14 protein-coding genes are annotated in these 19,285 nt (G+C 59.7%); 9 read left to right on the forward strand and 5 right to left on the reverse strand.

What is annotated here, in order from left to right:
* The first annotated feature begins 32 nt into the window (after positions 1–32).
* Entirely contained in the window at positions 33–410 is a 378-nt protein-coding gene (locus tag WJU23_RS10755; RefSeq protein ID WP_346332561.1) for a hypothetical protein, read from the forward strand.
* A gap of 20 nt (positions 411–430) precedes the next feature.
* On the opposite strand, the gene WJU23_RS10760 is transcribed toward WJU23_RS10755, so the two are convergent.
* Both WJU23_RS10760 and WJU23_RS10765 read right to left on the reverse strand, forming a co-directional pair.
* The gene (locus WJU23_RS10760; RefSeq protein WP_346332562.1) at positions 431–1,699 is read right to left on the reverse strand and encodes a hypothetical protein; all 1,269 of its coding nucleotides are present in this window, start codon (positions 1,697–1,699) and stop codon (positions 431–433) included.
* Between the two features lie 79 nt (positions 1,700–1,778).
* Positions 1,779–2,930 carry an iron-containing alcohol dehydrogenase gene (locus WJU23_RS10765; protein WP_346332563.1) on the reverse strand — a complete coding sequence of 384 codons (1,152 nt, stop codon included), beginning with the start codon at positions 2,928–2,930 and terminating at the stop codon, positions 1,779–1,781.
* 153 nt (positions 2,931–3,083) lie between these two features.
* Here WJU23_RS10765 and glmS point away from each other — a divergent pair, with 153 nt between their 5' ends.
* Both glmS and WJU23_RS10775 read left to right on the forward strand, forming a co-directional pair.
* Positions 3,084–4,937 (forward strand): glutamine--fructose-6-phosphate transaminase (isomerizing), encoded by a 1,854-nt coding sequence (glmS, locus tag WJU23_RS10770; protein WP_346332564.1) that lies wholly within the window; start codon positions 3,084–3,086, stop codon positions 4,935–4,937.
* A 228-nt stretch (positions 4,938–5,165) separates the two neighbouring features.
* Complete coding sequence (locus WJU23_RS10775; RefSeq protein ID WP_346332565.1) at positions 5,166–5,990, forward strand: hypothetical protein; 825 nt, start codon at positions 5,166–5,168, stop codon at positions 5,988–5,990.
* A gap of 14 nt (positions 5,991–6,004) precedes the next feature.
* Here the strand turns inward: WJU23_RS10775 and WJU23_RS10780 are convergent, their stop codons facing one another.
* Positions 6,005–7,138 (reverse strand): ATP-binding protein, encoded by a 1,134-nt coding sequence (locus WJU23_RS10780; RefSeq protein ID WP_346332566.1) that lies wholly within the window; start codon positions 7,136–7,138, stop codon positions 6,005–6,007.
* Between the two features lie 172 nt (positions 7,139–7,310).
* On the opposite strand from WJU23_RS10780, the gene WJU23_RS10785 reads away from it, so the two are divergent.
* Complete coding sequence (locus WJU23_RS10785) at positions 7,311–8,621, forward strand: hypothetical protein (RefSeq protein WP_346332567.1); 1,311 nt, start codon at positions 7,311–7,313, stop codon at positions 8,619–8,621.
* Positions 8,622–8,636: 15 nt separating this feature from the next.
* Here WJU23_RS10785 and WJU23_RS10790 read toward each other — a convergent pair whose 3' ends face one another.
* Positions 8,637–9,359 carry a methyltransferase domain-containing protein gene (locus WJU23_RS10790; RefSeq protein WP_346332568.1) on the reverse strand — a complete coding sequence of 241 codons (723 nt, stop codon included), beginning with the start codon at positions 9,357–9,359 and terminating at the stop codon, positions 8,637–8,639.
* Between the two features lie 576 nt (positions 9,360–9,935).
* Positions 9,936–14,774, reverse strand: a complete 4,839-nt coding sequence (locus WJU23_RS10795; protein ID WP_346332569.1) for a PVC-type heme-binding CxxCH protein — start codon at positions 14,772–14,774, stop codon at positions 9,936–9,938.
* A 166-nt stretch (positions 14,775–14,940) separates the two neighbouring features.
* Here WJU23_RS10795 and gatC point away from each other — a divergent pair, with 166 nt between their 5' ends.
* From gatC to WJU23_RS10820, 5 genes are read left to right on the forward strand one after another with little or no spacing between them, the layout of a single operon-like run.
* A complete protein-coding gene (gene gatC, locus WJU23_RS10800) occupies positions 14,941–15,225 on the forward strand; it encodes an Asp-tRNA(Asn)/Glu-tRNA(Gln) amidotransferase subunit GatC (RefSeq protein WP_346332570.1) in 285 nt (94 codons plus the stop codon).
* A gap of 55 nt (positions 15,226–15,280) precedes the next feature.
* Positions 15,281–16,699: an Asp-tRNA(Asn)/Glu-tRNA(Gln) amidotransferase subunit GatA gene (gene gatA / locus WJU23_RS10805; protein ID WP_346332571.1), complete on the forward strand. Its 1,419-nt coding sequence runs from the start codon at positions 15,281–15,283 to the stop codon at positions 16,697–16,699.
* A gap of 56 nt (positions 16,700–16,755) precedes the next feature.
* On the forward strand, positions 16,756–17,580 hold the full coding sequence (locus tag WJU23_RS10810; RefSeq protein WP_346332572.1) for a hypothetical protein: 825 nt from the start codon (positions 16,756–16,758) through the stop codon (positions 17,578–17,580).
* A 1-nt stretch (position 17,581) separates the two neighbouring features.
* Entirely contained in the window at positions 17,582–17,818 is a 237-nt protein-coding gene (locus WJU23_RS10815) for a TIGR03643 family protein (RefSeq protein ID WP_346332573.1), read from the forward strand.
* Positions 17,819–17,854: 36 nt separating this feature from the next.
* On the forward strand, positions 17,855–19,165 hold the full coding sequence (locus WJU23_RS10820; protein WP_346332574.1) for a putative DNA modification/repair radical SAM protein: 1,311 nt from the start codon (positions 17,855–17,857) through the stop codon (positions 19,163–19,165).
* Positions 19,166–19,285: the final 120 nt, after the last annotated feature.

A 19,285-nucleotide genomic window follows, 5' to 3' on the forward strand; every position in this document is an offset into this window, starting at 1 on the left:
GCGCGCTCTTCAGCCCATTGGAAAGAGCCGGAATGAACGAAGCCTTAACAGCACTTTTCATTCATCTCTGCGTGCCGTTGGCGGGGATGCTGGTTTACAGCCTACTTTGCCGGAAGATCCTTCAACAAGGGGCTTCACCTGTCTTTCTCGGTCAGCTTTTCCTTATCTTTATTTGTTGGGGCGGATTGTTGATGGTGACGCTGACCTCCCTGTTTTGGCAGTGGTCCGGCATGGCCTCACTGGGCTTCGGTTTTTTGCTGTTCATTGCACCCTTTCTCATGGGAGGCGTGGGGGTCTGTCTTGCCAGGCTTTCGCAGCCAAGCACCTCACAGCGCTGGGCCATGAGGGCATTCTTAGGCTACTTCGGGGCTGTGGCACTGCTCATTGCAGTTGCCACTGTTTCCCGGTGAGCCTTGATACGGGAACCGGTTCACTTCATCACCGTCTCCGCCAATATGTTGCGGATGCTGTTCCTCTCCGATTCACCCAGATAATCATACCGCCCACTGACATCCTCCCCTTTCAAGACCGCCTCCAGGCGCGTCAGCACGGCCTGTTTGAGTGCGGGTTGCATTTCGGCAAAGGTGCGGCTGTGGATCATGTAGCTACAGCGGTATTTGAACACGCGGTTGAGGAGCTGGAAGTCCTTCAAAGAACGGCCTTCGCTGTTGCGGCGGGCGTTTTTGACAAAGGCGTTTTGATACGCTTCGTCGCCCTCAATGCCGCCATCGGGCAGCGGGGCTTCGTCTTTGAAAAGCAGCGCATCCAGCACGTCTTCCGCGCAGTGGCCGATGATGCGCAGGGCGGTCCCGGCCGGTTCATGCTGCACGGGCTCGCCTAACTCTTTTTGCAATGACGTCTGCATGTGCACGGCACGCAGGGCACTGTGATGGGCCTTGGTGAGGATGTTTTGGACGGAGGTCTGGTGCTCCAGCACCATGAGTGCCACGATGTCGCTGCTGGTGCGCGGATAGGGGCGTGTATCAAAGAGACCGGTCAGGTCCATGATGTTGGCCCCATCCTCCACGGGCATGTCACAGGTGTTGTCGTCATTTTCCACGGCGATGACATTGCCGCGATGCAATGCGCTGCCGTGAGTGCCGGTGACGTACCAGCCGCCCCATCGATCGCTAAACGGTGTGGTGCTGTCCACGACGGTGCTGCCCTGGCTGAGGATGGGATGGCCGCTGGCGCTGGGAAAAACCGAGCGCACCAGCACGCCCGGCACACCGGGAGTAAAGGGGCCGCCGTGGCAGCTCAGGCAGCTTTGATCCCGCTCAAACTTGAGCGGTTCCTTTCGGTCCCCATGAGGCTCCAGCAGGTAAAAAATCGGGCCGAGGCGGGGGTCCACGGTGGCGACTTCGATGCTGCCGCCAAGCGTGTAGCCCAGGTACGTTTCATCGCCAAAATAGATCACCCTGGGTGTCTGCGGCGTGATGCGCTCATTCTGCTTGCTGGTCTTGGAAAAGACCAGGACCTGGGATTCCTCCGGGATGTCGAAATGCTTCAGGAGATCTTTCAGGACACTCCAGGCATCCTGCCGGTTCAGCGTCACCTGGCCCGCCTGCATCTTTTGCATCAGAGCCTGAACGGCATCCTTCGGCTGGCTTTGGGAATAAAAAATCGGTGCCAGTTCATACTCGTCCTCGGCCACGCAAAGCCGTGGCAGGAGGAGGAAGAGGCAAAACAAAAGGCGCATGGGGGGAAGAGAGAATACGCTCCTCACCGTCATACTCTTCACTCCAGGATTGTTCCGTACCCCGCCAGCATTGTCCCGCTCAAAGGGCGGCACGCAGGATGGTCAGCAGCTCTTCCTGGCTCAGCGGCACAGGATTTCCCTTCATGCTGCTGGCCTTGGCGGCCTTGGTGGCGATGTCCTCCAGGTCGGCTTCCACGATGCCATGACGGCCCAGGCGGGAGATTTGCAGCCGCTGGGCCAGTGCCTCCAGGAATGTGACGGCCTCCTCCGGCGTTCCCTTTTCCTCTGGCAGGAGCAGACGGGAGGCGGCTTCAAAGCGGGCCTTTGTTTCCGCGCTGCCCACTTTCTGGATGGCGGCCCAGTTCACTTTCCAAACCGGGGCCAACAGAGTTGCGCAGACCGCCCCATGGGGAGCCTTGTAGCTGCCACCGATGGGTGCGGCAAAGCCATGCACCGCCCCCAGACCGGCATTGGCTAGGGCCATGCCGCTGAACAGGGCCGCCAGGGCCAGATCCTCCCGCGCCTCCAGATTCCGGCCGTTATTGACCGCTTTTTCCAGGGATCTCACAGCCCGCCGGATGCCTTCCACACACAGAGCATCCGTCAGCGGTTGCGCCCGGCAGGAAACATAGGCCTCCAGGCATTGCGTCAGCGCATCCATGCCAGCGGCCGCAGTGATGGCCGCCGGACAGTCGCGGGCGAGTTCTGGGTCAATCACCGCCACCGTAGGCAGCATGGAAGGATGCCGCAGGCTGGCTTTGACGCCATTTTCGGGACTCACCAGCACGGCATTGCGCGTCACCTCTGCTCCCGTTCCTGCCGTGGTGGGCACGGCGATGAAAGTCAGGGATTTTTCATCCAGCGGGTTCCCTGCACCTACCACCTCCAGATAATGCAGCAAATCCCGCGGCTGCCGGGTCATGGCCGCGATGGCCTTGCCCGCATCCACCGCACTGCCGCCACCCAGCCCAATGACCACCTCGATTCCCCTTCTCAGGGCCAGCGCTGCTCCGCGCCGGACATCGTCCACCGTTGGTTCCGTAGCGATGGGAAAAGTGGTGATCTCCAGGCCTGCCGCCTCCATCTTGGATAAAACCGGATACAGCCGGGAAGGGTCGCGCCCGGTGACCACCAGCACTTTTTTCCCCAGTTCCCGGGTCAGGGCAGGCAGCTGGGCAGCGGTGCCGCGTCCAAAGAGAATGCGGGTGGCGGTGGCAAATTCGAAGGTCATGAGGCTACTTTCTGTGGTGGGATGAAAAACTGCAATCAGCGAAGTCTTTGCCCTGACTGAATCCAATCTTTCACACAAACGTCCTTTCACTGGCGGTCTGGCATTGTAGCAGCTAGATTTAAGGCCCCGCTGCACGGCGGGCAAACGAACACTATGTGCGGAATTGTAGGCTACATTGGCAAGCGGCAGGCCAGCCCGATCCTTCTGGATGGGCTGCGCAGGCTGGAATATCGCGGTTATGACTCGGCAGGCATCGCCCTGCTCAACGGCAGCGACAGCGTCAACATCATCAAGCGCGCGGGGAGGATAGAAAATCTCCGCCAGGCTGTGGCCGACCTTGCCCCGACGGGGGAAACCGGCATCTCCCACACCCGCTGGGCCACCCATGGTGCTGCCACAGATGAGAATGCCCACCCGCATCGTGATCAAAGCGGCAAGCTCGTTCTCGTCCACAACGGCGTCATTGAAAACTACCAGACGCTGCGGGATCAATTGCTGGCCCAAGGTGATACTTTTGAATCACAGACCGATACCGAGGTGCTGGCCCATTTAGTCGGGCGCTACTTCGATGCCAGCGATGAAAAAGACGGTGCCGCACGTCTTCGCTTGGCCCTGCAGGCTGCCCTGGCCAAGGTCAAAGGCACCTATGGCATCGCCGCCATGCATGCCAGCGTTCCCGGTGTCATCGTCGGCGCCCGTCTGGGCAGCCCGCTCGTCGTCGGACTGGGGGATGGTGAGCATTTCCTAGCCAGCGATGTCTCCGCCATCGTCGCTCATACCCGCGATGTCGTTTATCTGAATGACCATGACATCGTCAGCCTCACTGAGGCCCGTTATGACGTCACTTCCATGGATGGCGGCATTGCCCAGGTCAAAGTTAGCCGGGTAGAGTTCACTGCGGATGATGCCGAAAAGGGCGAGTACCCGCATTTTATGCTCAAGGAGATCTTTGAGCAGCCCAACTCCCTGCGCAATGCCATGCGCGGCCGCCTTTTGCGCGATGACGGCGTCGCAATCCTGGGCGGCCTGAACATGACGCCCCAGGAGCTGCGTGGCATTGACCGCATCATCCTTAGCGGCTGCGGCACGGCCTTCCATGCCGCCATGGTGGGTGAATACGTCATCGAAACCCTGGCCCGCGTCCCTACGGAGGTGGAAATCGCCAGCGAGTTCCGCTATCGCAACGTCCCGGCGGATAAAAACACCCTCCAGTTCGTCCTCAGCCAGAGTGGCGAGACCATTGACACCCTGGCCGCCATGCGGGAAGCACGCCGTAAGGGCATCAAATGCCTCGGCATCGTCAACAGCGTCGGCAGCACCATCGCCCGCGAGAGCGACGGCGGCTGCTACATCCATGCCGGACCTGAGATCGGTGTGGCCGCGACGAAGACCTTCACCTCCCAAGTGATGATCATGACGCTCCTGGGCATGCTCTTTGGCCGCATTCATCACCTCTCCAGCGCCGACGGCATGGAGATGATTGACGAGCTGGAAGCCATCCCGGACAAGATCGCCAGCATCCTCACCCAGACGGACCGCATCAAGGCCATCGCTGAAAAGCACGCCCATGCCGAGGGCATGCTCTTCATGGGCCGCCAGGCCAACTACCCCGTCGCGCTGGAAGGCGCGCTGAAGATGAAGGAAATCAGTTACATCTACGCCAGCGGTCACCCCAGCGCCGAGCTGAAGCACGGCGTCATCGCCCTGGTCAAGCCGGACATGCCCTCCGTTTTCATTGCTCCCGACGATGCCGTTTTTGACAAAAACGTCAGCAATATCGAGGAAGTGCTCGCCCGCAAAGGCCCCGTCATCTGCGTGACCACTGAGGGCCGCACCGAGCTGGAACGCCTGACGGAAGACGTCATTTACATCCCCGACTGCCCCTCCTACCTCAGCCCCCTGCTCACCGTCATCCCGCTGCAACTCCTGTCCTACTACACCGCCGTGGCCCGTGGCTGCGATGTGGACAAGCCGCGCAACCTGGCGAAAAGCGTGACGGTGGAGTGATTCGCGGCTCCGTTTTATGCTGCTGGCAGACACATGGGTTTGTCAGCAGCAAACAGACCTCCCCAGGCATCCTTTTGTGCCCCTCTTGCACTCGGATGTGCGGTGGACAAAATCCAAAAGCTGTCACACAAGTGACCAGGAGAGATTAATTTGGATGCTGAAAAAAGTCCGGTTCATTGAACACCGTGCTCCAAACCAGCATCTAAAACCTTTCCAACCAAACCCACCGTGTCCAAGTTTCTGAACGTGCTCTATCTCAGCATGGCGCTCGTCGTCGTGATGACAAATCACGGTCGGAGCCAGGAAACATCCCAGTCCAATTCCATTGCCGCCAGTGCGGGCACGTTTGTGGCCCAGGTCATTTTTTGGACGGAGGACCAGACCCCGGCCGACTTCCTGGAAATGGCCGGGCAGCATACCAAGGCGCGCTGGCGCACGATGTACCGTCCTCAGCCCCCCTCCCCCACGGCGGACCGTAACAAGGCCGCCTTCACCCTCGGCAGCTTGATTGGAGAAACCTTCCTCATCTGGGAGGCCGGGGATTCCCAGCAGTTCCGCAATAACAACCAGGACATCGTCACCTACTGCCGCATGCTCGGCCTTGGGGAAAAAATGAAACCCCGCCTCATGGCCCAGGCCAAAATGGCAGAAATGGACGACTGGAAAAACCTTCGCCAGGAGATTGTGGACGGCCACCAGGAGCTCATGCGCCTCCTGCGTGAGCAGATGGATGACGATCTGGCCATCCTGGTAGACATCGGAGCCTGGATGCGCTCCCTGGAGATCGTCTCAAAGCTCGTCGTCGAAATCCCGGATGTGGACAAGCGCCCTCTTTGCATCGGCTCCCCTGCCCTCCTGGCCGAGCTGCGCCAGGACTTCGCCACCCTTGGCGAGGTCACCCGCCGCTCACTCCTCGTTCAGCCCGTCATCAGCGTGCTGACCGAGCTGGAAAAAGTCTGGAACGACACCAACACCGGCCCTCCCACCCAGTCCATGGTCGCCCGCACCCATGAGCAACTGCGTGATGTCATGGCGGAGCTGACGCTGAAGTAGGCACCCACGGGTAATCACCCATCGGCCAGTGAAGCCAAAGGCTCGACTTTAATGTGCTCCGCAAGCGGATAGGACTTGGAACCCGGATAAATCACACGCAATTCATCCAGCTTGAGATCTTCAATGGCGATTTTCATGGAGGGGGTTAATTTGGGTGCGTCCTGACGCTTGCACTCAATTCCTATGCGTTTGCCGTCTTTGAAGAGCAAAAGGTCCAACTCTGCCCCGCCGTGAGTGGCCCAAAAATACGCTTGGTCGGGTTCAAAGTGGCGGATGGATTCCTCAATGGCATAGCCCTCCCAGGAGGCTCCGAGTTTGGGATGGGTGAACAGGTCAGCCTCTGTGCGAATACCGGCCAGGGTATGAAAAATGCCACTGTCACGAAAATAAACCTTCGGAGCTTTGACCTGCCGTTTGCCGAGGTTTTCATGCCAGGGCTGGAGCTGGCGGATCATGAAGGTGCTGGTCAGGACATCCAGATAACGTTTGGTGGTGACAGCAGTCACATTCATGGAACCCGCTATTTCTGAAGCATTCCAGATCTGGCCGTGATAATGGGCCAGCATGGTCCAAAAGCGGTTCATCGTGACAGAGGAGACGCCCACGCCAAAGCTGGGCAGGTCACGTTCCAGAAAAGTCGCGATGAAGTTTCTCCGCCAGGCAAAGCTGTCCTTCTCATTTTCGGCCAGGAACGAAAGCGGAAACCCACCGCGCAACCAGTGCAGAGGGGAACGCTCAGCCCCCACTTCCTTCAGTTTGAATCCGGTAAGTTCAATCGTCTCCATCCGGCCTGCCAAGGATTCAGAGGACTGGCGCAGAAGTTCGGGTGAAGCACTGCCCAGAATCAGGAATCTGGCAGGGTTGGGTTTGCGGTCAGCCAGCACCCGGAGAATGGGGAAAAGCTCTGGTCTGCGCTGGATTTCATCAATGACCACCAGATCTTGCAGAGGCTCCAGTGCTGTCTTGGGTTCATCCAGCCGGGCAAGGCTGACAGGATCTTCCAGATCAAAATAATTGGCGGAATCAGGGGAAAGGAATTCCTGGGCGAGGGTGGTTTTGCCACATTGGCGTGGACCAATCAGGGCCACAATCCGGCTTCTGCGGAGGGCGTCTGAGATGGATTCCTTGATTGAACTGCGTTCAAGCATTCCTCATTCTACCATGAAAATCCAACACTTGAAGTTTAATTTTCAAGGTCTTATCCGATTATTGAACTTAAGATCTGCATTTTGAAGGACCCTGAAGTTGACAAGGCAAGCATCTGCCCGCCTCGCTCTGCGCATCGTCCGGCAGCCCGGTTCATTCGTTACCTTACTCCCCATGTTTCCCGCCGACCGCATCGCCCATATCCGCCAGAGCTTTCCTGAGGAGGGTCTTTTTCGTGACAAGGAATGGGTCATGTCGCCGGAGGCTTTCCACCTGGATGCGGAGACGGTGCAGTTGATCCAGGATCTGGGGCCTGCCCTGCGGGCCTTCCAGCGGGCCTGCAACCAGCTCTATTTTGACAGCCTGGAAAACCCGGACATCGCTTGGGTGGCCAGGCTCATGGACCAGGGCAAGCCGGACTCCATCATCGCCCTGGGGCGGCAGGCCCGGTGGCGGGAGGACCTGCCCGGTGTGCTGCGGCCTGACCTGGTGCTGACGGAGGACGGCGTGTGCATTTCCGAACTGGATTCCCTGCCCGGCGGCATCGGCCTCACTGGCTGGCTGAATGAAACCTACGCCGCCCTGGACCAGCCCGTCATCGGCGGGAGCACCGGTCTGCTGGATGCCTTCGCTGCCGCTTTTCCGCATGAGGACATCCTCATTTCCAAAGAATCCGGCGATTATCAGCCGGAGATGGAATGGCTCATCGGCAGGCTGAACGCGCGCTCGGGCGGCTTCCCGCGCAGCGTCATGAACCCCTGGAACCTCACCCCCCGTGAGGTGGCCGGCTCCAGCATCTACCGCTTCTTTGAGCTATTCGACCTCGATAACGTGGACCTCGCTGCTGAGATGCTGAAAATGGCGCAGGAGGGCGAGTTGCAGTTCACTCCGCCGCTGAAAGCCTTCCTGGAGGAAAAGCTCTGGCTCGTCCTGTTCTGGTCGCCGCAGCTTCAGGACTGGTGGCGCACAGCCTTGGGTGAAGAGCACTTCGCCCTTTTGCAAAAATGCATCCCTCAGGGCTGGGTCGTGGACCCGGTGGCGCTGCCGCCCTTCGCCGTGTATCCGGGCCTCAACATCCAGTCCTGGCAGGAGGCCAAAAAATTCGGCGGCAAGCAACGTGAACTGGTGCTCAAAATCAGCGGCTTCTCCGAGGTCGGCTGGGGCTCACGTAGCGTCTCCATCGGTCATGACCTCTCGCAGGAGCAGTGGTCCGCCGCCCTGGATGAAGCCCTGGCCAGCTTCCCCACCAATCCCTATGTCATGCAGCGATTTCACCGCGCCAAAGTGGTCAACCATCCCGCCTGGGATGAGGCCCGCCAGGAGACCGCCAACATGAAATCCCGCGTCCGCCTCTGCCCCTATTACTTCGTCCCCAAAGGCACCGAGGAAACCCGCCTCGGCGGTGTCCTGGCCACTGTCTGCCCGGCGGATAAAAAGATTCTCCACGGCATGAAGGACGCCATGATGCTGCCCTGCGTCGGGTGAGTCCGATGGAGCCGTTTACCGGCGCACCCAGCGTGTGCCCAGCGCCACGCTCCATTGATACTTGCGCGCGTGCTCGCGGATCAGGAAAGGCAGGTCCTTTTGCTCAGCCAGATCAAAGTTCGCCGAAAGCTCCTTCTTCAGCCAGTCCAAGGTCGAGCCGGTGGGCCAGTTGCCACGCGGCGTGAAGTCCTCCAGCCACGTGCACGGCGTCGTCAGCAAAAGCTGCCCCCCTTGATTCACCAGCTCCGGCAGGCGTGCGATCAGCAGCGCCGGGTCCGTCAGACGGCACAGCAGATTCGCCGCATGCACCAGATCATAGCTGCCCAGGTCCGCCCGCAGATGCATCGCATCCCCTTGCTCAAAACGCACCCGGTCACGCGGACAATCCACCGGCACCCGCGCCACCAGCGCCGTCGTCGCCGCGCCCTCATCCACCCGTTCATAGGGCAGATCCGCCGTGATCAACTGCGCTGCCGCCTCAACAAAACTGTGGCTGTAATCCATGCCCAGCACCGAGGGCACCTGCTTCGCCAGCTCAAATGATGAGCGCCCCACCGCACAACCCAGATCCAGCGCCGACTGCGGCCTGCGGGAAAAATCCGCCAGCTCCGTCACCGTCCGCACCGCAAACCCCAGCGCCGATTGCGGCCCCTCCGCCCAAGGCAGCACCTCTTGTGCAGACCCATAATGGAAAAGCAGGTATTCATCGAGCAGGCGACGGGTTTCGTAAATGTTCATGGGAGAAGTGAAGCTACGCCTGAGAGCATGGCAGGGCGGCATTTTCCCCGATGTGCGCTCAAGATATCCACAGATTTTCAATGATTCGAAACCTGCCATTCTCAAGCCTATATCGTGAACCACAACCATGGCAGCCAGCAAACTGCCACTCAAAGTAAAAGTCATTGGTTCCGGCTATGGGTGCAAATGACGACAAAGCGAATTCGTGCGGCCCACGTCCCCAAAGCTCCGAAGGCGGTGGCGACATGGCGGATGCCCAAATTCGGTCTCCCTGAACCACGTAAAAGCGCAAAAATTCGGACACTGAGCGTTCTTCAAATTTCCCAGCCTTCAAAATCCATGCCGCAAGTACAGGAGAGTCTGGACGATAAGAGTTATCGTCCAGAATGAATGCCGCATGCTCCCGAAACCAAACATTAGGTGGTCGTGCTTGCTCAGAACACTGTAACCAGAGCGCGAGCAATTCAGCCTGAAAAAATTCGGCTGCAACAGCATTACTTGATTCGTTTGTTGTCACAAGCCAGTGATTACTCCATGCAGCAATGATCTCGACTGAATATTGATGATAGTTCTACTTCACTTCACCGTCAGATAATCCAGTGCAAACATCATGGCCGGTTTCGCTTTTTCATTCTTACCGATGATGGTCACCTCCAGGGTGTGATTGCCAGGCTGGAGGTCAAATTCGCCAATGAAACGCACGGCTGTGTTGGAGACATTGCTGCGGTAAAGATCCAGGTCTCCCAGGACGCTCGGCTGGCCATCCACTGCCAGACGGACGATGCCATAATCGGGAGCCTTGGTGAAGACGGCATGCACTTTTTGCCTGCCTGCTTTCGTCACTGGAAAGGTGATGCTGAGCTTGTCTCCCACCTTGGCACCCGTCCACCAGAGATGCTTGCCGCCGCTCCACTCACCGGTTTTGAAGCCTGCCATATTTTGGGACTTCGTCTTGCCGCCAGTGGCTTTGGCCTGGAGCGATTCGCCCTCGATTGCGCCGGGCACTGAGGGTGATTCCGCCTTTTCTTTGCTGCCAGCGCTGGCGGCGGGAGCCTGGCTTTGCAGATACTTCACCAGGTCCAGCAGCATGTCCTGCGGCAGGGCATCGAACAGCCCTTCGGGCATAGTGCTCATAGGAGACAGCGTGCGCTTTTTCACCTCCGCCTTGGTAACCGTCTGCTCGATGCCACCTGGCAGCGCGACACGGTAAGCGGCGGCCGTTTCCTCCTTGATCACGCCGCTGGCGATGCGGCCGTCGTTCAGCTCAAAGATGTTGAGCTGGTAATCCTTGCCGATCACCGCATTCGGATCCAGGACATTGTCCAAAAGATAATCCAGGTCCGCACGATTGGACCCGGTCAAGTCAGGCCCGACATCCTGCCCTTCGCCTAACAAACGATGACAGGTGCCGCAGGTGGCGCTGAAGATCACCTTGCCTTTCGCCGCATCTGCGCGGGCCAGCGCCTCTTTGGAAAGGGTGGTGCGGAATTTGGCCTTCCTTTCCTCCATGTCCGGTTTCGGTGCGTTCAAATCTCCCCACACTGTTTTGATCAGGCTCCGCACCTCTGCGTCATCCAGCGCCGAGATCTGTCGCGCCAGGAAAGGCGAAAGCATGGACCGTTTCACCCGGCCATCCTTCACCGCCAGGAGCAGCCCTTTGGCCCCGGCAGGAGTCGTCGCCAGTGTGTTGATCGCATCATTCTGCGTGGTCGCATCCAGGTTGGCGAACTTCTCCAGCAGCAGCGCTGGTGTTCCTTCATGCGGCAGCGTGGCCAGAGCCTGCACGGCACGGCGCATCATGGCCTTGTCATCCTTTTGGATGAGCTGATGAAGAAGACCGGCTGTCTGGGTATCGCGCACTTGCAGCAGGATGCGCAAAGCCGCCTCACGCGCAGATGCATTTTCTTTCGACAGCAGCTTTTCACGATACGCCACAATGCTTGCCTCCACGCCCATGAAAGCCTCCAGCTCCGGGACCAGGGCCGAATCGCCTAACTTACTTTTCATCAAATTCCAGTCCTTCGGCAGCGTCACCAGGTTCCCTTTCCTCGCCGCTTCCACGACGGTGCGCAGCAGGGTCTCTCGCAAGACCTCATCGTCTGAATCCGCCGCGATGCCCAGCAGCGTCGCCCGGCCCGCCTCCTCAGCTCCGAGGCGACGGTAGATGAACTCCGTCACCTTCGGCATCTTGGAGGCCTTCGCCAGCTCCAGCCCGGCTTGTGCATCTGTGCCCACGAGTGGCTCAATGCCATACCAGATCAGCAGCGGGATGTAAGGATCGTCTTTGTCTTCGGCGCGTTGGAGGAGGGCGGTGGCGAGTTCCATCTTTAGAGACAGATCTATTGGAAGAGCGATGACGAGGGATGCGAGTTCCCGGCGAACGATCGCGGATGAAGAATCCTTGGCCAGTGGACGTAGGCTGCCATACCAGGTCTTGTAAGGCTCGGCGATGTCGTGCTGCGAATCGGCAAGGACCAAGAGATTGTTCAAGATGATCTCCTTCACGAACCTGATCGCCTGAACCTGGGTGCGTTCATTGGGATGAGAGAGGTAGTTTCGATAATCTCCGGTAATTCCCGAACCAAACGCGGCTTCTGCCCAAAGAGATTTAAGAGCCTTCGTCTCGTCAGTCCCAAAGAGAACACGTTCCACCTCGCTTTTGTTACTCCCCTTCATTGATGGAGGCGAGTTTGCGATACTCTCCATGATCACACGCCGCGCCATCCGTGAGAACCAATCGTTCTCCGACTGCACCGCCAATTTCGCCAACGTCACATCGCTCTCCTTCGCCAGGTCGAACGGCGCTTTCGGGAACTGGAAGTCGCGTGCAGCGAAGCCGAGAGGAGCGCGGACACTTTTGTATGCTTCGTTTTTATTCGCGGCTTCGCCGCCACTGTTTTTGATGCGGGCAGGAGTGCCCGCAGTACTTGGTCCATAGCTCACGCGATAAATCCGCCCGTTGCTGCGGTCCCACATTTCAATGGCATTGCTGCCGCGATGGCAGATCTGTTTGTCGCTCCAGTCGCTGATGTAGAGGGAGCCATCGGGGCCCACTTTCTGCGTTACGGGGATGAAATGCATGTCGTTAGACCGCATGAAATCGCTGCCATGCTTGCCGACGTAGGTGCTGCCTTTGGGGTCCAGGTAATTGGTCACCAGGCGGTGCCCGTGCAGGTTGCCGAACATGAGCTGATTTCGATACACCGCCGGGAACTGGCTGCTTTGGTAGATGGCCAGACCGCAGTGGGCATGGCCGCCGCCGGCCTGGTTGGTATCCTCCGCCACGATGCCGCCTTCTTTGCGTTTTCCCCAATGCGCATTCTCGCGGATGTCACCGGCGAAGTGGGAGTGGTCCGCGATGGTCTTGATGTCCTCATAGGTATAAGGATTGAAATGCTGCCCGCCCTGCCGGTGATAGCGCCCGCCGGGCACGATGTGATACAAATGCGGAATCACGCAGGCGGTCACAAAAAACTCGCCGTACTGGTCATAGTCCAGGCCCCACGGATTGCTGGTGCCGTGCGTATAGACTTCAAAGGTGTGCCGCACTGGATGATACCGCCACACGCCCGCATTCAGCGGCACCCGCTCAGCCTCAGGCGCACCCACCTTGCCTACCTTGGAGTGTGTAAAGATGCCATGGCAGCCATACAGCCAGCCATCAGGCCCCCAGATAAAACTGTTCAGCGTTTCATGCGTGTCCTGGCTGCCCCAGCCATCCAGCAGCGCATAGGCGGTGAAGTTTAAACCGGGCACTTTGGGCACACCGTTGGCCTCATAATCCTTGTGCGCCGCATCGGGTTTGTCATCGCGGTCTGCATCCGGAATGAACATCAGATAAGGTGCCGCGCCCACCCACACACCGCCGAAGCCGAGCTCGATGCCGCTGGCCAGGCTGATGCCCTCCGCGAAGACCTTGCGCGTCTCGAAGCTGCCGTCGCCATCCGCATCTTCGAAGATCAAAATGCGGTCCTGTCCTGCGCCCGGTTCACGCGGTTTAGGGTAGCTGTTGCCCTCCATCACCCACAGCCTGCCGCGCTCATCCCAGGCCATAGCGATGGGCTGCACCACATCCGGCTCAGCGGCGATCAGCTCCGCTTTGAAACCCGTGGGTAACTGCAAGTTCTTCAACGCCTCCTGCGGCGACTGGCCTGCCTTGTAATCCTTTTGTGGGACCAGTCCCTCACCGTACATCTTCTTGGGCCGCATCAGTTCTGCGACCTCTGGCGTCACCTCTTTGCGCTCCTGCAGCAGCACAAAGACACCCGCCTTGTTGCCCACGAGGATGTCCGGCAGCTTGTCGCCATTCACATCTCCCACCTGTACATCCGTGCCCACGCCGCTCTCGGCATCCACCAGATGCGGAATGAATTCCACACCGCCTTTACCGTCACGCTTGGTCTGGAACCAGTAGAGCACACGGGCATTGCCCTCGTCCTGGTCACCCTTGCCATTGTGCGCCCAGTAGCGTTTGCCCGTCACCAGATCCATCACACCATCGCCGTCCATGTCCGCCAGATGCACGGCATGCGGCTGGCTGAAAACGATGCCATAATCATTCTCCCAGGGCTGCTCGCCCACCAGCATCTTTTTCTGCCACTGGGCACCTTCATCACCGGCCCGGTTCATGTAAACCGCCACGCCGTAACCATGCGCGGCCAGAGAGGTAGCCACGTCGTTGCGACCGTCGCCGTCGAAGTCATAGGCGAACATCTGCGCCCCGCCCCGGATCCCTGTCGCAAAGGTATGCTGGGTGAATAATCCGCCGGCCTCTTTCGGCTGCTCCCACCAGTGCCTGGCCTCCAGCAGGTCCATCTTGCCATCGCCATTCACATCGCCGACGCCGAGGCCATGGGTAAACTTGGCCACCTTCCTGTCATCCGTCGCAGCGGTGAAGATCCACTTCTCCGTCGGCTTTTCCCAGTCCGGCGCAAACCAGCCAAACCGTCCGCCCGTGCTGCATACGATCTCCGGTTTTCCGTCTCCCGTGATGTCCGTAAAGGTCGGCGATTCATTGTCCACCACGTCCGCCACGATGTGCACCGGCCAGTGAACCTCCTTTTCAAACTGGCCCGGATTCAGATACAGCCGTGCCTCCTTGCCGGGAAAACCCAGAACCAGGATGTCCAGCCAGCCGTCTGCATTGAAGTCCTGCGGATAGCAGAAAAAGTGATCGGAATAACCAACGATGTTAAATTCCTTCGGCTCGTAATAGGCGTGCGCCTTCTGCCAGTCCGGCCCTTCATACCAGAAAGGGCCGCTGATGATGTCCATGTGGCCGTCCTTGTTCAGGTCGGCATAATTCGCGCCTTCAGCATAAAACTTGTCCGTGAGCTGGACGCGATTCCAGGTGATTAAAGGCTCCGCCTGTAACAAGGACACACCGACGAGGGCGAGGAGGATCTGGCTTTTCATGGTTCGCTGGCTGGTTGGCCAGAGGAAACGTTATCAGATAAGCCCGCTCTCGGACAAGATTTAGGATGGATCGGACACCGATTGTCCTTTCGCGCCCTCCTTGCCATACCTGTGGAAAAATCGTTCTCCGTCTTGCACGCCCCGCCCTGCGGTTTAAAAAAGGCGTATGCCGTCTCCTGAGATCAACATCGCCCACATCGCCAAGCTGTCGCGCCTCGACCTGACCGAGGAGGAGGCCAAATGCTACAAGGAGCAGCTTTCGCAAATCCTCGGCCACATTGACCAGCTCAGCAGCTACCCGCTGGATGCTGAACCCAGCGCCCACGCGATGCCCATTTTTGATGTCGTCCGCCCGGACATCGCCCGCCCCGGTTTCACCCAGGATGAAGCCCTGGTCAATGCGCCGCGCCGCGTTATGGACCAGTTTCAGATCGTCAAAGTCATGGAGTAACCTCCGCCTACGTCTCTGCATCGTCGTCCTTCCTTTTTGCATTCGTCTTTCCCCGATGTCCCTCGTCTCCTCCACCATCGCCAGCCTTCGCCAGCGGCTTGTTTCCAAAGAAATCACCGCGCGTGACATCGTCCAGGATGTCGCCGCCGCCATTGAGGCGCAGAATGCCTCCCTCGGGGCCTACCTGTCCTGGGATCTGGAAAAGGCCCTGGCCGAGGCGGACCAGGCGGACCTTTCCCAGCCGCTGGGCGGCATTCCCATCGGCATCAAGGACAACATGAACGTCATCGGCGAGCCCTGCTCCTGCGCGTCCAAGATGCTCTCCGGCTACACCGCTCCTTACAATGCGGGCGCGATTGAAAAACTCCGCACAGGCGGCGGCATTCCTTTTGGGCGGCTGAACATGGACGAGTTCGCCATGGGCTCCTCCACGGAAAACTCCGCCCTGGGCCTCACGCGCAACCCGCATGATCTGGACCGCATTCCTGGCGGCTCCAGCGGTGGCAGCGCTGCTGCGGTGGCCGGAAACCTGGCGATCGCCACGCTCGGGTCGGACACGGGCGGCTCCATCCGCCAGCCAGCGGCCCTGTGCGGCTGCGTCGGCATCAAGCCCACGTATGGGCGCATTTCCCGATTCGGTCTCGTCGCCTTTGCCTCCTCCCTGGACCAGATCGGTCCCATCACCAAGACGGTGGAAGACGCCGCCCTGCTGCTGAACCACCTCTGCGGCAAGGACCTGCGCGATTCCACCTCCCTGGACGTGGAAGTGCCGGACTTCACCGCCGCCCTGGGCCGCGACATCAAGGGCCTGCGCATCGGCCTGCCGAAGGAATATTTTATCAGTGGCATCCACGCCGGAGTCTCCGCCAGCGTCAATGCGGCGATCAAAAAGCTGGAGTCGCTGGGAGCCATTCCGGTGGAGATCAGCCTGCCGCACACCGATGTCGGTGTCAGCACCTATTACATCATCGCTCCCGCAGAGGCATCGGCCAACCTGGCCCGCTTTGACGGCGTGCGTTACGGCCACCGCACGGCAGAGTCCAAGGACCTGCTGGAGCATTACATGAAAAGCCGCGAGGAAGGCTTCGGCCCCGAGGTGAAGCGCCGCATCCTCTTGGGCACCTACGTGCTCAGCAGCGGCTATTACGATGCCTATTACATCAAGGCCCAGCGCGCCCGCACGCTCATCCGCCAGGACTTTGAAAAAGCCTTCCAGCAGGTGGACGTCATCGTCAGCCCCACCAGTCCCACTCCTGCCCACAAGCTGGGCGAGCTAAAGGAAAACCCGCTGGCCGCTTATCTGGAGGACGTGTTCACCATTCCTGTCAACCTCGCCGGTCTGCCCGCCATCAGCATCCCCTGCGGCACGGCGGAGGAAGGCGGCAAGCAGCTTCCCGTCGGCCTCCAGATCATCGGCAAGCCCCTGGATGAAGCCACGATCCTGCGTGTGGCAGATGCATTTGAAAAAGCCTGACGTGAAGTGATGGATCGAAGCCCGCCCACGGGAGCTTGCGGAGCGTAAAGGAAACAATGCTTCCTTTCTCCCTCTCCCGTTGGGCATTCATCGGCCTCCTTTTGGTCACGCTTCCCCAGTGCTCCTCCCTGCCGCGTCCAGGCGCATCGCCTCCCGCCAAGGCCACCTCGGATCACGAGGCGCGAGCCGTCCTGGAGCGCAGTGCGAAAACCACCGGCCAGGCCTGGCAGCGCTACCGGACCGTGGAGGTGAGCTACCAGGGCCAGTGGTCGCGGCTGTCGCCAAAGATCCAGCCCGTGCTCGTGGATGAGAGATACCGCCATGCCTCCGAGGAGATCTATACTCCTGGGCAAAAGCGGGTCCGCCAGACGCATCGCGGACCTGCGGGTATGAAGACGGTTCTCCGCCAGGGCCGGGAGCCTGCGGTCGTGACCTACAACGGCCAAAAAAGCAGCGACACCGAAGTCATCTCCGCCGCCGGTCTGGTGACCGATGCCTACACGCTTTTCCTCTTTGGCAGCAGTTGGCTGCTGGAAAACGCGGATGCCTTTTCCATGTTGCGGGCGCGTGCCGTCGAGGGTGACCGCTGCGACCTGATCCACTGCGAAATCCGTCCTGGATTGGGCGACAGCGAGTCGGATTTTGTCATCGCCTGGGTTTCCCAAAAAAGCGGGAAACTGCGGCGCGTGCAGTTTTCCCTCAATGGCCTGGAGAGCACCCGAGGAGCCGATGCAGACGTCGCTTTTCATGACTTTATCACCGCCTCCGATGGCAGTGTGTGGCCGACACGGTTTGTCGAATACGTCCGCCGGCCCTTTGTCTTTAAAGCCCACGAATGGCAGCTCGTTGGCCTGAAACTGGAGGGTCAACGTGTCCGCTAACATGAATGCCACGGATCCTTCCCTCATCATCCGGCTGGCCTGGGAGGACCGGACGACCTTCGAGGAGATCGAAGAACGCACCGGGCTGACGGAACCGCAGGTCATTGCCATCATGCGCCGCGAGCTGAAGCCCTCCAGTTTCCGTCTGTGGCGGAAGCGCGTCTCCGGGCGGGTGACCAAACACCGCAAACTCCTGGAAAGGCATCTTTCAGCGATCAGGACGGACGATGAAGCGTGACAAACGTATTCCAATGAATACTGTTCGTCTGAATTTATGGACCTTGACCGCAAACTCGAAATCCTGGCTGATGCGGCCAAGTATGACGCCTCCTGCGCCAGCTCTGGCGCTGCGCGGAAGGACTCGCGCGGCAGCCAGGGCGTCGGGTCCACAGGCGGGGCGGGCATCTGCCACAGCTACACGCCGGACGGGCGCTGTGTGTCCCTGCTGAAGGTGCTGCTAACGAATGTCTGCCTGTATGACTGCCACTACTGCATCAACCGTCGCAGCAGCAACGTCAACCGCGCCCGCTTCTCGCCGGAGGAGGTGGTGAAGCTGACCCTGGATTTCTACAAGCGGAACTACATCGAAGGCCTCTTTCTCAGCTCCGGCATCGTCCGCAGCGCGGATTACACCATGGAGATGGTCATCGAGGTGGCCCGGCAGCTCCGGGAGGTGCATCACTTTCGCGGCTACATCCATTTGAAAACCATACCGGAGGCCTCACCGGAACTGATCGAAAAAGCCGGGCAGTATGCCGACCGCATCAGCATCAACATCGAGCTGCCCACGCAGCAGAGCCTGGACACCCTGGCCCCGGAGAAGAACCTGAAGCGCACCCAGGCTGCCATGGGCGGCATCCGCAACCGCATCCAGGAATCCTTCACCGCCAAAAAAGAGGCCCGCCAGATCAAGTCCGCCCCACGCGCCAGGCCGCCCGCCTTTGCCACCGGCCAGAGCACCCAGATGCTGGTGGGTGCGGATGCCTCCGATGACGCCGTAGTCCTGGGCCGCGCCGATGAGCTGTACCGCGACTACCGGCTGCGCCGTGTCTATTACAGCGGCTTCAGCCCCATTCCTGAGCCCAGCGTGCTGCTGCCCATCAAGCCGCCGCCGCTGGTCCGCGAGCACCGCCTTTACCAGGCCGACTGGCTGCTGCGCTTTTACGGCTTCAATGTGAAGGAGCTGCTCCCGGCGGAGAATCCTTTGTTAGACCTGGAGTTGGACCCCAAGCTCGCCTGGGCCTTGCGCAACCGCCAGATGTTCCCGGTGGACATCAACCGCGCCCCGCAGGAGCTGCTCTGGCGCATCCCCGGCCTGGGCGTCACCAACGTGGCCCGCATCCTCGCCGCCCGCCGCTACACCCGCCTGCACCTGGCGGATCTGCAAAGGATGCGCGTGAGCCTGAAAAAGGTCCTGCCCTTCATCATCGCCGCCGATCACATCCCTAAAATTTCCCTGTTGGAAAGCGACCAGCTCCGCCAGCGCTTCCTGCCAGCGCCCAAGCAACTGGAGCTGAATTTCGCCAATCCTGTCAGCCTCAGCACGTCCGCCGATGCTCTTATGGCGCGGAGTGGTGAGCTTTGATAATCGTTTGTTAGACCGTCTGACTCATGGCTTCACCTTCCGCATCCTGATAAAGGCAAAAAACCGCCTGAAGACCCGGGTCTTCAGGCGGTGAGTAAACCGCGGTTCATGAGGCCCGGC

Origin of the sequence: Prosthecobacter sp. SYSU 5D2 (assembly GCF_039655865.1) — a bacterium.
In the GTDB taxonomy this organism is placed as follows: domain Bacteria; phylum Verrucomicrobiota; class Verrucomicrobiia; order Verrucomicrobiales; family Verrucomicrobiaceae; genus Prosthecobacter.

Coding starts and splice junctions, on each gene's coding strand:
- WJU23_RS10765 (WP_346332563.1), bottom strand. CDS start 2,930: ATGACCTTCGAATTTGCCACCGCCACCCGCATTCTCTTTGGACGCGGC.
- glmS (WP_346332564.1), top strand. CDS start 3,084: ATGTGCGGAATTGTAGGCTACATTGGCAAGCGGCAGGCCAGCCCGATC.
- WJU23_RS10810 (WP_346332572.1), top strand. CDS start 16,756: ATGCTTCCTTTCTCCCTCTCCCGTTGGGCATTCATCGGCCTCCTTTTG.
- WJU23_RS10815 (WP_346332573.1), top strand. CDS start 17,582: ATGAATGCCACGGATCCTTCCCTCATCATCCGGCTGGCCTGGGAGGAC.
- WJU23_RS10780 (WP_346332566.1), bottom strand. CDS start 7,138: ATGCTTGAACGCAGTTCAATCAAGGAATCCATCTCAGACGCCCTCCGC.
- WJU23_RS10785 (WP_346332567.1), top strand. CDS start 7,311: ATGTTTCCCGCCGACCGCATCGCCCATATCCGCCAGAGCTTTCCTGAG.
- WJU23_RS10760 (WP_346332562.1), bottom strand. CDS start 1,699: ATGCGCCTTTTGTTTTGCCTCTTCCTCCTCCTGCCACGGCTTTGCGTG.
- gatC (WP_346332570.1), top strand. CDS start 14,941: ATGCCGTCTCCTGAGATCAACATCGCCCACATCGCCAAGCTGTCGCGC.
- WJU23_RS10820 (WP_346332574.1), top strand. CDS start 17,855: ATGGACCTTGACCGCAAACTCGAAATCCTGGCTGATGCGGCCAAGTAT.
- WJU23_RS10790 (WP_346332568.1), bottom strand. CDS start 9,359: ATGAACATTTACGAAACCCGTCGCCTGCTCGATGAATACCTGCTTTTC.
- gatA (WP_346332571.1), top strand. CDS start 15,281: ATGTCCCTCGTCTCCTCCACCATCGCCAGCCTTCGCCAGCGGCTTGTT.
- WJU23_RS10755 (WP_346332561.1), top strand. CDS start 33: ATGAACGAAGCCTTAACAGCACTTTTCATTCATCTCTGCGTGCCGTTG.
- WJU23_RS10795 (WP_346332569.1), bottom strand. CDS start 14,774: ATGAAAAGCCAGATCCTCCTCGCCCTCGTCGGTGTGTCCTTGTTACAG.